12 protein-coding genes are annotated in these 13746 nt (G+C 73.1%); 6 read left to right on the forward strand and 6 right to left on the reverse strand.

All coding sequences use genetic code 11. The features are described from left to right. Nucleotides 1-23 precede the first annotated feature (23 nt). A complete protein-coding gene (locus ACZ6MA_RS23135; protein ID WP_469435821.1) occupies nucleotides 24-1097 on the forward strand; it encodes an alcohol dehydrogenase catalytic domain-containing protein in 1074 nt (357 codons plus the stop codon). 48 nt (nucleotides 1098-1145) lie between these two features. Here the strand turns inward: ACZ6MA_RS23135 and ACZ6MA_RS23140 are convergent, their stop codons facing one another. Next, complete coding sequence (locus tag ACZ6MA_RS23140; RefSeq protein ID WP_469435822.1) at nucleotides 1146-2240, reverse strand: GlxA family transcriptional regulator; 1095 nt, start codon at nucleotides 2238-2240, stop codon at nucleotides 1146-1148. A 232-nt stretch (nucleotides 2241-2472) separates the two neighbouring features. Here ACZ6MA_RS23140 and ACZ6MA_RS23145 point away from each other — a divergent pair, with 232 nt between their 5' ends. Both ACZ6MA_RS23145 and ACZ6MA_RS23150 read left to right on the forward strand, forming a co-directional pair. After that, nucleotides 2473-3783: an MFS transporter gene (locus ACZ6MA_RS23145; protein ID WP_469435823.1), complete on the forward strand. Its 1311-nt coding sequence runs from the start codon at nucleotides 2473-2475 to the stop codon at nucleotides 3781-3783. Nucleotides 3784-3860: 77 nt separating this feature from the next. Next, nucleotides 3861-4877 carry a hypothetical protein gene (locus ACZ6MA_RS23150; RefSeq protein ID WP_469435824.1) on the forward strand — a complete coding sequence of 339 codons (1017 nt, stop codon included), beginning with the start codon at nucleotides 3861-3863 and terminating at the stop codon, nucleotides 4875-4877. A 98-nt stretch (nucleotides 4878-4975) separates the two neighbouring features. On the opposite strand, the gene ACZ6MA_RS23155 is transcribed toward ACZ6MA_RS23150, so the two are convergent. The 3 genes from ACZ6MA_RS23155 to ACZ6MA_RS23165 all read right to left on the reverse strand — a co-directional run bounded on the left by ACZ6MA_RS23155 (nucleotide 4976) and on the right by ACZ6MA_RS23165 (nucleotide 9148). Continuing rightward, nucleotides 4976-5611 carry a flavin reductase family protein gene (locus tag ACZ6MA_RS23155; RefSeq protein WP_469435825.1) on the reverse strand — a complete coding sequence of 212 codons (636 nt, stop codon included), beginning with the start codon at nucleotides 5609-5611 and terminating at the stop codon, nucleotides 4976-4978. A 359-nt stretch (nucleotides 5612-5970) separates the two neighbouring features. Continuing rightward, a complete protein-coding gene (locus ACZ6MA_RS23160) occupies nucleotides 5971-6867 on the reverse strand; it encodes an enoyl-CoA hydratase/isomerase family protein (protein WP_469435826.1) in 897 nt (298 codons plus the stop codon). Between the two features lie 55 nt (nucleotides 6868-6922). Then, complete coding sequence (locus ACZ6MA_RS23165) at nucleotides 6923-9148, reverse strand: acetate--CoA ligase family protein (protein WP_469435827.1); 2226 nt, start codon at nucleotides 9146-9148, stop codon at nucleotides 6923-6925. 109 nt (nucleotides 9149-9257) lie between these two features. Here ACZ6MA_RS23165 and ACZ6MA_RS23170 point away from each other — a divergent pair, with 109 nt between their 5' ends. Then, nucleotides 9258-9698, forward strand: a complete 441-nt coding sequence (locus ACZ6MA_RS23170) for a Zn-ribbon domain-containing OB-fold protein (RefSeq protein WP_469435828.1) — start codon at nucleotides 9258-9260, stop codon at nucleotides 9696-9698. A 9-nt stretch (nucleotides 9699-9707) separates the two neighbouring features. On the opposite strand, the gene ACZ6MA_RS23175 is transcribed toward ACZ6MA_RS23170, so the two are convergent. Both ACZ6MA_RS23175 and ACZ6MA_RS23180 read right to left on the reverse strand, forming a co-directional pair. Next, nucleotides 9708-10391 carry a pyridoxine/pyridoxamine 5'-phosphate oxidase gene (locus ACZ6MA_RS23175; RefSeq protein ID WP_469435829.1) on the reverse strand — a complete coding sequence of 228 codons (684 nt, stop codon included), beginning with the start codon at nucleotides 10389-10391 and terminating at the stop codon, nucleotides 9708-9710. A 143-nt stretch (nucleotides 10392-10534) separates the two neighbouring features. After that, the gene (locus ACZ6MA_RS23180) at nucleotides 10535-11707 is read right to left on the reverse strand and encodes a thiolase C-terminal domain-containing protein (protein ID WP_469435830.1); all 1173 of its coding nucleotides are present in this window, start codon (nucleotides 11705-11707) and stop codon (nucleotides 10535-10537) included. A gap of 88 nt (nucleotides 11708-11795) precedes the next feature. On the opposite strand from ACZ6MA_RS23180, the gene ACZ6MA_RS23185 reads away from it, so the two are divergent. Then, complete coding sequence (locus ACZ6MA_RS23185; RefSeq protein WP_469435831.1) at nucleotides 11796-13109, forward strand: acyl-CoA dehydrogenase family protein; 1314 nt, start codon at nucleotides 11796-11798, stop codon at nucleotides 13107-13109. Then, nucleotides 13106-13585, forward strand: a complete 480-nt coding sequence (locus tag ACZ6MA_RS23190; RefSeq protein ID WP_469435832.1) for a nitroreductase family deazaflavin-dependent oxidoreductase — start codon at nucleotides 13106-13108, stop codon at nucleotides 13583-13585. Before ACZ6MA_RS23185 ends, ACZ6MA_RS23190 begins: the two co-directional genes overlap by 4 nt. Nucleotides 13586-13746: the final 161 nt, after the last annotated feature.

Genomic DNA, 13746 nt, shown 5'->3' on the forward strand with positions numbered 1-13746 from the left:
CGCGTTCCGAGAGGACAACAGCCATGCGAGGCGTCATCTTCGACGGCGAGCGGCCCCGCGTCGTCGACGACCTGGAGGTCCGCGCCCCGGGCCCCGGCGAGGTCCTGGTCGCCGTCACCGCCGCCGGGCTCTGCCACAGCGACCTGTCGGTCATCGACGGGACCATTCCCTTTCCGGTCCCGGTCGTCCTCGGGCACGAAGGGGCGGGTGTGGTCGAGGCGGTCGGGGTGGGCGTCGCCCACGTCGCGCCCGGTGACCACGTCGCGTTGTCCACACTGGCCAACTGCGGTGCCTGTGCCGACTGCGACCGGGGGCGGCCGACCATGTGCCGCACGTCCATCGGCGTACCCGGCAGGCCGTTCTCACGAGGCGACGAGAGGCTCTTCCAGTTCGCCGCCAGTTCGGCCTTCGCGGAGTACACGGTCGTCCAAGCGGTCCAAGCGGTCAGGATTCCCCGCGACGTGCCCCTGACCTCCGCGGCCCTCATCGGTTGCGGCGTGCTCACCGGCGTCGGTGCCGTCCTCAACCGCGCGCGGGTGGCCCAAGGCGACTCGGTGCTCGTCATCGGCACCGGCGGCATCGGGCTCAACGTCCTGCAAGGGGCACGGTTCGCCGGGGCGTCCACCATCGTGGCCGTCGACGCGAACCCGGCCAAGGAACCAGCGGCCCGGCAGTTCGGCGCCACCCACTTCATCCACGCGGCCACCACCCCCGGCATCGCGGACGCGGTCCGGGAAGTCCTGCCCAGGGGGGCCGACCACGCCTTCGAGTGCGTCGGTGACACCGGACTCGTCCGGCAGGCCATCGACCTGCTCGACCGGCACGGCCAAGCGATCCTGCTCGGGGTGCCGCCCGCCGACGCCGAAGCGGCTTTCCGCGTCTCAACCCTGTATCTCGACAAGTCGATCCTCGGCTGCCGTTACGGCTCGGCACGCCCCCAGCACGACATCCCCCTCTACGCCCGTCTCTACCGTGAGCACCGGCTGTTGCTGGACGAACTGGCCACCGAGACCTACCCGGTCGAGGAATTCGCCCACGCGGCGGACGACGCGCGACACGGCCGTATCGCACGGGCGGTCCTGACCTTCCTCCGCTGACCAGGCCTCGCTGACCGGGCGCTCGGCTGCCGCCGTCCCCGGCTGCCGTCAGCCGAGGGCACGCGCGGGCGCCGCGCGGAAGGTGCGCCGGTAGACGGTCGGCGAGACACCGAGCGCCGCCTGCAGATGCTGCCGCATGGACGAAGCCGTTCCGAAGCCCGCGTCCCGCGCCACCTGATCCACCGAGAGATCACTGTCCTCCAGCAGATGACGTGCGCGCTCCACCCGCTGCTGCGTCAGCCACTGCCCGGGGCTGATGCCGACCTCCTCCCGGAACCGGCGCGTGAAGGTGCGCACGCTCATCGCCTCCCGCGCGGCCATGTCGCGCAGCAGGATCGGCTCGTGCAGCCGGCCCAGCGCCCAGGCGCGGGCCCCCGTCGTCGTGGCGGACCGGGGTTCGGGCACGGGCCGCTGGATGTACTGGGCCTGACCGCCGTCGCGGTGCGGTGGCACGACGCTGCGCCGGGCGACCTCGTTCGCCACGGCGGTGCCGTGGTCGCGGCGCACGATGTGCAGACACAGGTCGATGCCGGAGGCGACGCCCGCCGACGTCAGCACGTCACCGTCGTCGATGAAGAGCACATCGGCGTCCACCCGGACCGCCGGAAACAGCCGCTGGAAGTGTTCGGTGTTGCACCAGTGCGTGGTCGCCGGGCGCCCGTCGAGCAGTCCGGCGGCGGCGAGGACGTACGAGCCCGTACAGATGGACACCATGCGCGTGCCGGGGCGGATGCCGGCGAGGGCGGCGGCCAGGTCGTCGGTGAGGCGCCCCTCGGTGTAGGCCGGGCCGAGCCGGTAGGAGGCGGGTATGACGACGGTGTCGGCCTCGGTGAACGCCTCCGGGCCCCGCTCGACGGTGATCGAGAAATCGGCGTCGGTGCGCACCGGGCCGGGAACGAGGGCGGCGGTCGTGACCTCGTAGAGCGGATCGCCGGCGGCGGTGCGGGCCTTGCCGAAGATGCGGTACGGAATGCTCAGTTCGAAAGGGATCACACCGTCCAGGGCCAGCACGACGACCCGGTGCGGCCGGTCACCGCCGGCGGGCCGGCCGGGCTCGGCTCCCCCGGAACCGGCGTCGGCCAGGCGCTCGCCGCCGAGGGTGGCCGGCCGGCCGTCGGTATCCGTTCCCATGGTCTGCGACATGTTCCCGCGCTCCTCGTCCGGCTCCGGATGGGTAGTGGCCCCTGACGGACAAGGCTCCGGCGGACCGGCACATTCCCGGCGCCCGCCGACCACCGCTTCCGGAGGTTTACCGTCCCGCGTACGCCTAACGGCCAGAGGCCGCACTACCGGGCCGGAAGCACTGGCCCGATCCTTGCGATGACTGTCACAGCGGCCACTCGATCGACGGGGTGACGCACATGATCCTGGTGACATGACCCAGACAACCGAACTTCGCGCGTCGGCGGGCGGCGGCGCCACGCACCCCGGTCGCCGGCCGCGCGTCCACCGGGCGTGGTTCGTCGCCGCCGTGTCCTTCGTGACCATCATCGGCGCGGCCGGTTTCGCCTCCCTGCCCGGTCTGCTGATCGAACCGTTGCACACGGAGTTCGGGTGGTCGCGGGGGACGATCGGTTTCGCGGTCTCGGTCAATCTGGCGCTCTACGGGCTCACCGCCCCCTTCGCCGCGGCCCTCATGGACCGCTTCGGCATGCGCAATGTCGTCGCCTGCGCGTTGACCACGATCGCGGCCGGTGCGGGCCTGACCGTCTTCATGACGGCGAGCTGGCAGCTCGTCCTGTGCTGGGGAGTGCTCGTCGGGCTGGGCAGCGGTTCGATGGCGCTGGCCTTCGCCGCGACCGTCGCCCAGCGGTGGTTCGCGACCCGCCGTGGTCTGGTCACCGGCATCCTCACCGCGGCCGGCGCGTCGGGACAGCTGGTCTTCCTCCCCCTGCTCTCCTGGATCGTCGAGCGGCACGGCTGGCGGCCGGCCGCCGCGATCGTGGCCGCCGTCGCCCTCGCCGTCGTCCCCTTCGTGCTGCTGCTGATGCGCGACCATCCGGCCGACGCGGGCCTCGCGCCGTACGGCTCCACGGCGTACGTGCCGAAGCCGCCTCCCGTGGCCGGGGCCGCCCGCCGTGCGGTGACCGCCCTGCTCGACGCGGCCCGCACCGGCCCCTTCTGGCTGCTCGCCGGCACCTTCGCCATCTGCGGCGCCTCGACGAACGGGCTCGTCAAAACGCACTTCGTGCCCGCCGCCCACGACCACGGCATGCCGGCCACGGCCGCCGCCGGCCTGCTCGCGGTGATCGGCGTCTTCGACGTCGTCGGCACCATCGCCTCCGGCTGGTTCACCGACCGCTTCGACGCACGCCGCCTGCTCGCCGTCTACTACGGGCTGCGCGGCATCTCCCTGATGTTCCTGCCGATGCTGCTGGCGCCGTCCGTCCACCCACCGATGATCTTCTTCATCGTCTTCTACGGGCTCGACTGGGTCGCCACCGTCCCGCCCACCATCGCCCTGTGCCGGGAGCACTACGGGAACGACAGCGCGATCGTCTTCGGCTGGGTGCTCGCCTCCCACCAGGTGGGCGCGGCCCTGGTCGCCTTCCTCGGCGGCATGGCCCGTGACGCCTTCGGCTCGTACGACCTCGTCTGGTTCGCCTCCGGCGCGCTGTGCGCGGTGGCGGCCCTGCTCGCCCTGATCATCCGTCGTCGGCCGGCCGCGGTGATGTCGCCCGGCTGACGGCCGCGGGTGTTCCGTCCGCCCGCGACGCAACCCTTCCGCCTCCGGGGGAATCTTCTCTGGGGAGAGGGGCGTAAATGACACAGCAGGCAGAACCGGACGCGATACCGGACGACGCGGCGAGGGACGGTGTGCCCGAGGAGCCCCTTGGGCCCTCGCGGCGGGTGACGCACGAGGACGGCTTCGGCGCGGCGTTCTGCGCGTCCATGGCCGCCTTGTGCGTGGAGGCCGCCCTCGCCGGGACGATCGCCGTTCTCGTCCTCCTCTCCCGGGAGCACGACGGACTGCCCGGCGACCCCCTCGTGATCACCGCGGTGGTGCTGGTGGTCGCGCTCCTGGCCGTACTGCTCAGCGGATTCGTCACGGCGGTCGCGGTGATGCCGACGCTGGCGCTCGCGAGCCGGGCCGCGCGGCGCGCGGGGAGGACCGGGGGGCCGCTGTGGGTCCTCGGGGCCGTACCGGTCGTCTCGGCGGTGATGGTGGCGGCCTTCGGCGGCGTGGCGGCTCTCGGGAGCCTCTCGCTCGCGCGGCCCGTGACGTACGTCCTGACGTGGGCGGCTCTCACCGCCGTCCTGCTGCCCGGTGCCCTGATCGCTCAGGTCGCCGCCCGGCGGGTCCGCGACGGCCGCTTTGCGCGTACGGCCCGGCGCGTCGCGCGTGACGGCGTCCTCGCCTGGCTGGTCGTCGCGGCCCTCGGCGCGGGGGCGTACGGGACGGGGCTGGTCAGCGTGTACGAGCCGCCCCGGCTGGAGAAGTCGGACCTCGCCGGTATGTGGAGCGACGGCCGCGGCGGTGAGGTCAAGCTCGCCCCCGACGGGTCCGCGACCGCCCATGGGCTCGACAACTTCGTCTGGGACGGCATGGGCAAGGACAGGGCGACGGACTGCGACGGCAGGGGGACGTGGACGGCGGTGAAGGACGGCGGGACGGTCCAGGGGATCTCGCTGCGCATCGGCGCGTGCGAACTGTCCCGCGACTGGAGCGTCAGCGGCACCGAGAAGGCGCCGCGGATCTTCCACGAGATCGGCAAGCCGGGTTCCGGCAAACGGTATGTGCTCAGGAAGGTCGTCACACACGGCCAGGGCGGGAAGTAACCGGAGCGTGAAGCGGACCGGGAGCGCGGGATGGGACGGACGCGCCCCGGCGCACGACTCGTCACCGGCAGCGGCTTCCGAGCCCTCCGGGAGGGGCGTCAGGGGCTGAACGTGCCGAACGCGCCCCGGTGGAACAGCAGTGGCCCCGCGGCCGCCGCCTCCTCGTCCGTCCCGAGTGCCTCGACCCGGCCGACGACGATCAAATGGTCCCCGCCCGTGTGCACGGCGTGGATCACGCAGTCGACCCAAGCGGGTACATCCGCGAGCCGTGGTGACCCCGTTACGGGTGAGGGTTCGTGGGGCACGCCCGCGAACTTGTCGGCCGTGCGGGAGCCGCTGATCGCGAAGGACCGGCAGAGCGCCCCCTGTCCGGATCCGAGGACGTTGACGCAGAAGACGCCCGCCCCGGCGACGCGTGGCCAGGTGGTGGACGTCCGGGCGACCATGAACGCCACGAGCGGCGGGTCGAGGGACAGTGACGCGAAGGACTGGCAGGCGAAGCCGGCCGGGGGCTCCCCCTCCGCGCCCGGCGCGGTGACGACCGTGACGCCGCTGGCGAAGTGGCCGAGGACGCGCCGGAACTCCTCCGGTGTCGGCGGAGGGCGTTCGTCCGCCCCGACGGCCCGCAGCTCCGGCCGGGGCAGGGGGTCGACAGGCCGCCCGGCGGAAGTCGGTGACCCCGTCGACCGCAGATAGCGCACGACCGCGGCGGCCATCCCCGCGTGTCCCATCATGAAGCCCATTGAATCTGATGGACCATCAGATGGGAAGCGTCGCGACGCGCCGCGCGTGGCTTGATCCGGCTCAGGTCAGCCAGTACCAGCCCGTCCGGCGATTGAGGACACCGCCGCGCAGCGGTGGTGCGGGCCCACGGGCCCGTAGCGGCCGCCTACATGGCCCGCCGAGAGGTGCCCTGAGGGCTTGATCCGGCTCAGGTCAGCCAAACCAGCCCGTCCGGCGCTTGAGGACGCGCCCGCAGGGCGCTCGCCGGCGGCCAGGACGGCCCGGAGCCGAAGAAGACGCCGGCCAGGCGAGAGGCTCGCCGCCGCGGGCGGCAAAGACGGCCGGTGGCCGAAGATCTGCCGGACACGGCCTAGTGCCCCTGGTACGAGGGGTTGCGGCGTTCCACGAAGCTCGCCACGCCCTCGATCGCGTCCGCCGTCGTCATATTGATCTCCTGAGCGGCGGCCTCGGCCGCGAACGCGGCCGCACGGTCACCGTCGAGGGAGGCGTTGACCAGCTGTTTCGTCAGCGCGAGCGTGCGCGTCGGACCGGCCGCCAGCCGCTCGGCCCAGGCCCTGGCCGTCGCGGCGAGATCCGCCTCGGGCACCACACGGTTGACCAGCCCCAGGCGCTCCGCGTCGGCGGCGGTGAGGGCGTCGCCGAAGAACAGCAGTTCCTTGGCGCGCCGCGGTCCGATCAGGCGCGGCAGCAGATACGCGCCGCCGCCGTCGGGCACCAGGCCACGCCGTACGAACACCTCGATGAACCGGGCGGATTCGGCCGCCAGCACCAGGTCACAGGCCAGCGCGAGATGCGCGCCGAGGCCCGCGGCCGTGCCGTTCACGGCGGCGATCACGGGCTTCTCGCAGTCCAGCACGGCGCTGATCAGCCGCTGCGCGCCGCGCCGGATGGTGCGGGCCACGTCGCCGGGCACCCGGTCGGCGGCAGGGGCGGCAGGGGCGGCGGCGGAGGCGGTGCGCAGATCGGCACCCGCGCAGAATCCCTTGCCGGTGGCGGTGATGACCACGGCTCGGACGCCGGGGTCGGCGGAGTCCTGATCGAGCAGGGAGATCAGGCGTTCGCGCTGGCCAGGGGTGATGGCGTTGAGTACGTCGGGCCGGTTGAGGGTGATCCGGGCGACGCCGTTGTCAGTGGTGTGGAGTACCAATGACTCAACGGATCCGACGGACTCGACGGGTGCGGTGCCTCCGGCACGCTCGGCGGGTTCGGGTGGTTCGACAGGTGTCTCATGGGGGGAGACGGTCATGGGGGAACTCCTGGTCCTGCGTGCGGCGGGGCGTGGCCCGGCGGTGGGCGGGGGCTCAGCGGCAGAAGGCGAGTGCGTCGAGGGCCACGGCGCCCTGGCCGCGTTCCAGCACCAGCAGGGGATTGATCTCCAGCTCGGCGAGGGAATCGCTCAGCTCCAGCGCCATGCGCTGCACGCGCAGGACGGTTTCGACGAGCGCGTCCACGTCGGCCGGGAGGCCTCCTCGGACGCCGCTGAGCAGGGCGTGGCCGCGCAGTTCGCCGAGCATCGCGCGAGCGTCGCCCTCGCCGAAGGGCGGGACGCGTACGGCCGTGTCGTGCAGGGCTTCCACGAGCACCCCGCCCAGCCCCACCGTGACGGTGGGACCGAAAAGGCTGTCCGGGGTGATGCCGAGGATCATCTCGACGCCGTGCCCGACGAGTTGGCAGACCAGGATGCCGTCCAGGGGCAGCCCTTCGTAGCGGGCGATGTCGGTCAGCTCGCGGTAGGCGTCGCGTACCTGGCTGGCGGACGTCAGGCCGATCTTGACGAGGCCGAGTTCGGTCTTGTGGGTGAGCTGCGGCCCCGAGGCCTTCATCACCACGGGGTAGCCGATCTGGGCGGCCGCGCGTACGGCCGCGGCGGCGCTGGTCACCAGTTGTTCGCGGGGGACGCGGATGCCGTAGGCGCGCAGCAGCTGTTTGGCCGCGTGCTCGCTGAGCTGCTCGCCCGGGCGCATGAGCGCCCGCGCCTTGCGTGCCGAGGGGGACGGTGTGCGCGGGGCGTCGTCGAATGGGGAGCGGTAGCCGGTGGTGAAGCGGTGGTGGTCGAGATAGGCGCGGACGGCGGTGACGCAGTTGGAGAAGGTGCGGAAGGTGGCGACGCGGGAGGAGCCGAGCAGGGTGGTGCGGTAGGCGTCCTCGGTGCCCACGGGCGAGCCCCATACGACGCACACCAGCTTGTCCGTCTCCTCCGCCGCCGCCACGAGATCCTGTGCGAGCCGGTCGCTCATGGGCGGGAAGGGGCCGGTGATCGGACAGACGAGGACGCCGATGGACGGGTCGGCGAGGAGGGCGTCGATGATCCGTCGTCCGCGCCAGTCCCCGACGGGGTGGCCGCCGTTGTCGATGGGGTTCGCGACGTTCAGGTACTCCGGTATCCACGCGTGGAGTTCGCGCTGTTTCCCGGCGGAGAGGGTGGGGAGTTCCAGACCGGCCGCCGTGGCCAGATCGGCGAAATGGGCTCCCGTGCCGCCGGAGATCGAATAGACGGCGACACCGGTGGCTTGGGGCGGCCGGGCTCGGGCGAGCAGGGCCGAGGTGTCCTGGAGTTCGTCGAGTCCGTCCACGCGGATCACGCCGAACTGCCGCATGGCCGCGTCCACCACCTCGTCCGCGCCGGTCAGCTTGCCGGTGTGGGAGGCGGCCGTACGGGCACCGGTCTCGGTGCGGCCGACCTTGACGGCGACGACGGGCACCCGGTGGCGGGCCGCGCGGTCGGCGGCGAGGAGGAAGGCCCGGCCGTCCTTGATGCCTTCCACATACGCCGCGATGGCCCCGACCTCGGGCCGGGTGGCGAAGTAGGAAAGGAAGTCGGCGCACTCCAGATCCGCCTCGTTGCCGGTCGGGGCCCAGTGGGAGAGCCGGATACCGAGTTCCTGGAGGGCGAAGAGGGGGCGTCCCTGGTGGCCTGACTGGGTGATCAGCGCGATGGCCGGCCCGTCGAGATCGGTGCGGAAGCGCTCGAAGGCGTTGAGGTTGGTGTTCGGTCCGAGCAGCCGGATCCCGGAGGCCTGGACGGCGGCGGCGAGCCGGGCCTGGGCCGCGGCGCCCTCGGGCCCGGTTTCGGCGAAGCCGGAGGCGAAGGCCACGGCGAAGGTGACCTTGGCGGCGGCGAGTTCGCCGATGAGGGGGGTGGGGTCGCCGACGAGCAGGACGGCGAGGTCGATCTGCTCGGGTACCTCGCCGATGGACGGGTGGCAGGTGAGGCCGAAGACGGTCCTTCGGGTGGGGTGCACGGGGTGGACACGGGCGCCGACGTGCTCGGACCACGCGAGCAGCTGTCGGGTGATCCCGGTGTTCGGGCGGCCCTCGGCGTCGGAGGCGCCGATGACGGCCACGGCGTGGGGGCGGAAGAACCGGTCCAGGTCGGGTACGGCCGACCGCAAGGGCCGGCCGCTGACGTCCAGGTCCTGGGCGGCGTCGGCCAGGCCGTGGACGGCGGGGTGGGGGCGCTCACCGCAGGCCACCACGCGGGCGGTGCGGGAGGTGGTGGTGAGGGTGCCGTGAGTCGATCCAAGCATCGTTCTCGCCCACTCCTGTCCATGACCGAATGGCTGACGTATGGTCAGGCTACCGATCTGATGAGCCGTCAGGAATGGTGCGGTCAGTGGGAAAAGGAAGGGTGCCTTCTTGGTTGCGACACCTCACGCCGCCGGCGGGACGCCGCGGTTCGACCTGCCCGGCATCGATGCCTTCACCCGGCCCTACTGGGACGCGGCGGCCGAAGGCCGGCTGCTGATACGCCGCTGCCGTGCCACCGGGTGCGCCCGTCCGCACCACTATCCGCGGGAGTTCTGCCCCTACTGCTGGGGCGAGGACGTCGAATGGGAGCAGGCGAGCGGCCTGGCCACGCTGTACACCTGGTCCGTGGTCCATCGAAACGATCTGCCCCCCTTCGGGGAGCGGGTTCCCTATACCGCCGCCGTGGTGGACCTCGCCGAAGGGCCGCGCATGATGACCGAGGTGGTCGACTGCCCCGAGGCCCGGCTGAGCATCGGCATGCGCCTGCGGGTCCGTTTCCGTGCGCCCGATGGGACCGCCGTACCGGTGCCGGTCTTCGGCCCGTACTGACCCGGGGCCTTACGGCCAGAGAAGTTCCCTGGCCCACGAGCCGTCCGTGGTCCGGCGGTAGACGAGGCGTACGTGGCGGCGTTGTGCGTCTCCCTGGAAGAACTCGACCTCGTCGGCTGCCAGCACGTACAGCGTCCAGCTGTCGACAGGGGCGTCGGGCTCCTGCCGCGCCCGTTCCCACGCCGCGTCCGAGGCCCGTGCCAGGTGGGCCAGGGAGGTGAGGGGTTCGCTCTGGTGTCCGGTCAACGCGGCGGCCAGGGCGCCCGTCGAGCGCTGGGCCAGGTCGGCCCGGCTCTCCGTCGCGTCCGCCGCCGTCACCGTGCCCCGCACCCGGACCTGCCGGCCGACGGCGGGCCAGTAGAAACCCAGCGCCGCATGGGGCCGTACGGCCAGGTCCCGGCCCTTGTGGCTCGTCTTGTGGGTGGCGAAGTGCCAGCCCCGTTCGTCCGCGTCGTGCAGCATCAGCGTCCGGACGGACGGCCGCCCGTCCGCGTCCGCCGTGGCGAGCGCCATGGTGTGCGGCTCGGGGGCACCCGCCTCGGCCGCCTCGCGCAGCCACTGCTGGAAGAGGGGCAGGGGATCGGGGGGAGCGGCCCCCGGTTCGAACCGAGGGAGTGCGGTGTCCCATACGCGCAAGGAGCGAAGGAGCTCGCGGAAGGACTCCTGCCGATTGTCGTCCGAGTGGTGGTTCATGAGCCCCATCTAACTCCCGGTGCCCCGCGTGCCCCGCCGTCCGGGCGACGGACACGCGCCTCGGCGGCGGATACCCCCGGCTGTCCGTCTCGGCCGTGGGGGCACGGCGACGGCGGGAGAGCCCGGCGGGCCCGGGGGCGGTGTCAGTCCCGGCCCAGGATCACGGTGCCCGATGAGCAGAACCAGCCGCCGGTCCCCGAGGCGACGGCGAGCCGGGGGAGCCGTCCGTCGTCCTTGCGTACCTGGCGGCCCGCCTCCGCCTCGCCGCGCAGCTGTCGCACGGCCTCGACCAGCAGGAACAGACCGCGCATGCCGGGGTGGCAGGCCGACAGGCCGCCACCGTCGGTATTGACCGGCAGCGCGCCGCCGACCAGCAGCCGCCCCTTCTCCACGAAGGCGCCGCCCTCGCCCTTCGCGCAGAAACCGAGGTCCTCCAGCGTCACGAGCGTCATGTAGGTGAAGGCGTCGTACAGTTCCGCGACCTCGATGTCCTGGGGGGTCACGCCCGCCCGCTCGAACGCCAGCCGTCCCGAGACGGCCGCCGGGGACACCGTGAAATCGGCCCACTCGGACATCGTCGTATGGGAGACCGCCGTACCGGCGCCCCGTATCCACACCGCGGGCTTCGCCGTGTCCGCCACGTAGTCCTCCGCCGCCAGCAGCACCGCGCAGCCGCCGTCCGAGCGTACGCAGCAGTGGAGTCTGGTGAAGGGGTCGGCGATCACCGGTCCGCCGAGAACGTCGTCGACCGTGATCGGATCCCGGTACATGGCCTGGGGGTTGTGGGCGGCGTTGGCACGGGTTTGAACGGCGACGTCGGCAAACTGTTCCAGCGTGGTGCCGTACTGGTGCATGTGGCGTCGGGCCGCCATGGCGTACTTGGCGACGAGGGTGTGCCCGTACGGCGCCTCGAACTGTGCGGGCCCTTGTGCGCCGAAGGAGAGGTTCGCCCGGCGGCGGCCCGCCTTGAGATCGGCGCGGGCGGTGGAGCCGTAGACCAGGAGCACCGCGTTCGCGTGGCCCGCCGCGATCGCGTCGGCGGCGTGGGCGGCCATGACCTCCCAGGTCGAGCCGCCGACACCGGTGGAGTCCACCCAGGTGGGCCGCAGCCCCAGGTACTCGCCGACCTCCAGGGGGGCGAGGGTGCCGAGGCCGGCCGAGGCCAGGCCGTCGACGACCCGCTTGTCGAGTCCCGAGTCGGCCAGGGCCCGGCGGGCGGCCTGGGCGTGCAGGGCGTAGGGGGTGGCCGTGTCGACGCGGCCGCAGTCCGAGAGGGCGACGCCGACGACGGCGACCTTGCGGTGTCCGGGACTCATGAATCTGACGGTACATCAGCAAGACCTCTGGGAAAGCGCGAATCGACTCCCTAATATGACTCACCGTCAGTTAGGGAGGAGCCCGCCGATGGACGCCTCGCTGAGCGAGGAACAGCTCCAGATCACCCGCGTTCTGCGAGAACTGCTGCTCGAACACTGCGGACCGGACGACGTCAAGGCCGCGGTCCGTACCGAGGCCGGTTATGACGAGGGCCTGTGGCGCCGCCTCGCGGAGGGGCTGGGCCTGCCCGGTCTGGCGGTGGAACGCCGCTACGGGGGAGTGGGGTGCGGGCCGACCGAGCTGGCGTTGGCGTGCGAGGAGACCGGCCGGGCGCTGCTTCCCTCGCCTCTGGTGCCCGCGGCGGGCTTGGTGACACCGCTGGTCGCGGCCCTGGGCAGCCCCCGGCAGCGCGCGGAGCTGCTGCCGCGGCTCGCGGCGGGGGAGCTGACGGCGGCGCTCGCGGTCCCCGGCCGCGCCCTGCCGACGGCCCTCGGGCTCACGGGGCCGAACCACGGCGCGTGGTCCGGTGGCGGCCGGGCGGGCGGTGTGCAGGGGCGGCCGGTGGACGGCGGCCGGAGCTGGCGGCTGTACGGGGAGGTCCGGCAGGTCCTCGACGGACACCGTGCCGGTCTGCTGCTCGTCGCGGCCCACGTCGGCGGGTACACGCGCGGCCGCACCCTGTTGTTCGCCGTGCGGCCGGGGGACGCCCGTGGTGTGGTCCGTACACGGCAGACCGTGCTGGACGAGACCCGGCCGCAGGCCCGGATCGAGCTGCGGGACACCGACGCCGAGCTGCTGGGCGCGGACCCGGACTCCGGCGCCGGGCTCACCGACGACGTGTGCGGCGCGCTGGCCGCGGTCGGCGGGCGCGTGGCGGCCGTACTGGCGGCCGAAGCGGTGGGAGCGGCGGACCGGGCGCTGGAGCGGACGGTGGAGTACGCGCGCGTGCGGGAACAGTTCGGCAGGCCGATCGGATCGTTCCAGGCGGTCAAACACCGGCTGGCGGACCTCTACGTGGCGGTGCGGGCGGCGCGCTCGGCGGCTTACTACGCCGCGTGGGCCGTGGGCCGCGAGACGGATGCCGGGGCCGGTCCGGGGCGGGGCGAGGGGCCGCGCGGGGACCCGGCCGCGGCCGCTTCGCCGCCGGGGCGCGAGAGCGCGCGTGTCGTCGCCGGGCTCGCACTGGCCCAAGCGCTGGAAACGGCGCGGTTCGTCGCGGGAGAAGCCGTCCAACTGCATGGAGGTATCGGCGTGACGTGGGAACACGATGTGCAGCTGTACTTCAAGCGGGCCGCCTCGGACGAGTTGTTGTTCGGGCCCGTGCACCGGTTGCGGGGACGTGCGGCACAGACGGCGGGGTTGTTTGACGCCGGTGGGGACCGGGAAGCGGTGGCCCTGTGACGGCCGCCGTGAAGCGCCTCGTGCAGAAGGTGACCGCGACCCGCGCGTTCGCCCGGGTCGCACCGCACTGCGTGCCGGCGCTCGACCGGACCCTGCACCGGCTGACCGGCGGGAAGGTGCTGCTCAGCGCCGGGATGCTGCCGAGCGTCCTGCTGACGACCAGGGGTGCGAAGAGCGGGCTGCCCCGGCGGACGCCGCTGGCGTGCATGCCCGAGGGTGACGGTCCCGGCGGCTGGATCCTGATCGGCAGCAACTTCGGCCGGCCCGGGCATCCCGCCTGGACGGCGAACCTTCTGTCGCACCCGGACGCGGAGATCAGCTGGAAGGGGCGGGACATCGCGGTGCGGGCGCGGCTGCTGCGCGGAGCGGAGCGGGAGGCCGCGTGGGCGGCGGTGGTGAGGTTCTGGCCGCCGTACGCGCGCTATCAGGCGCGTGTGGAGCGGGAGATCCGGCTCTTCCGGCTGGAACGGAGGTAGCCGCGCGACTGCGTGAGCGGTGCGCGGGAGGCGACGTGCGCTGTCGGATCGCGCCGCGGGGGGGGGGGGGGGGGGGGGGGGGGGGGGGGGGGGGGGGGGGGGGGGGGGGGGGGGGGGGGGGTGGGGGGGGGGGGGTGGGGGGGGGTTGTTCTCTGGGGGGA

Source organism: Streptomyces sp. NPDC042259 (assembly GCF_055582085.1).

Coding starts and splice junctions, on each gene's coding strand:
- ACZ6MA_RS23135 (WP_469435821.1), top strand. CDS start 24: ATGCGAGGCGTCATCTTCGACGGCGAGCGGCCCCGCGTCGTCGACGAC.
- ACZ6MA_RS23140 (WP_469435822.1), bottom strand. CDS start 2,240: ATGTCGCAGACCATGGGAACGGATACCGACGGCCGGCCGGCCACCCTC.
- ACZ6MA_RS23145 (WP_469435823.1), top strand. CDS start 2,473: ATGACCCAGACAACCGAACTTCGCGCGTCGGCGGGCGGCGGCGCCACG.
- ACZ6MA_RS23150 (WP_469435824.1), top strand. CDS start 3,861: ATGACACAGCAGGCAGAACCGGACGCGATACCGGACGACGCGGCGAGG.
- ACZ6MA_RS23155 (WP_469435825.1), bottom strand. CDS start 5,611: ATGATGGGACACGCGGGGATGGCCGCCGCGGTCGTGCGCTATCTGCGG.
- ACZ6MA_RS23160 (WP_469435826.1), bottom strand. CDS start 6,867: ATGACCGTCTCCCCCCATGAGACACCTGTCGAACCACCCGAACCCGCC.
- ACZ6MA_RS23165 (WP_469435827.1), bottom strand. CDS start 9,148: ATGCTTGGATCGACTCACGGCACCCTCACCACCACCTCCCGCACCGCC.
- ACZ6MA_RS23175 (WP_469435829.1), bottom strand. CDS start 10,391: ATGAACCACCACTCGGACGACAATCGGCAGGAGTCCTTCCGCGAGCTC.
- ACZ6MA_RS23180 (WP_469435830.1), bottom strand. CDS start 11,707: ATGAGTCCCGGACACCGCAAGGTCGCCGTCGTCGGCGTCGCCCTCTCG.
- ACZ6MA_RS23185 (WP_469435831.1), top strand. CDS start 11,796: ATGGACGCCTCGCTGAGCGAGGAACAGCTCCAGATCACCCGCGTTCTG.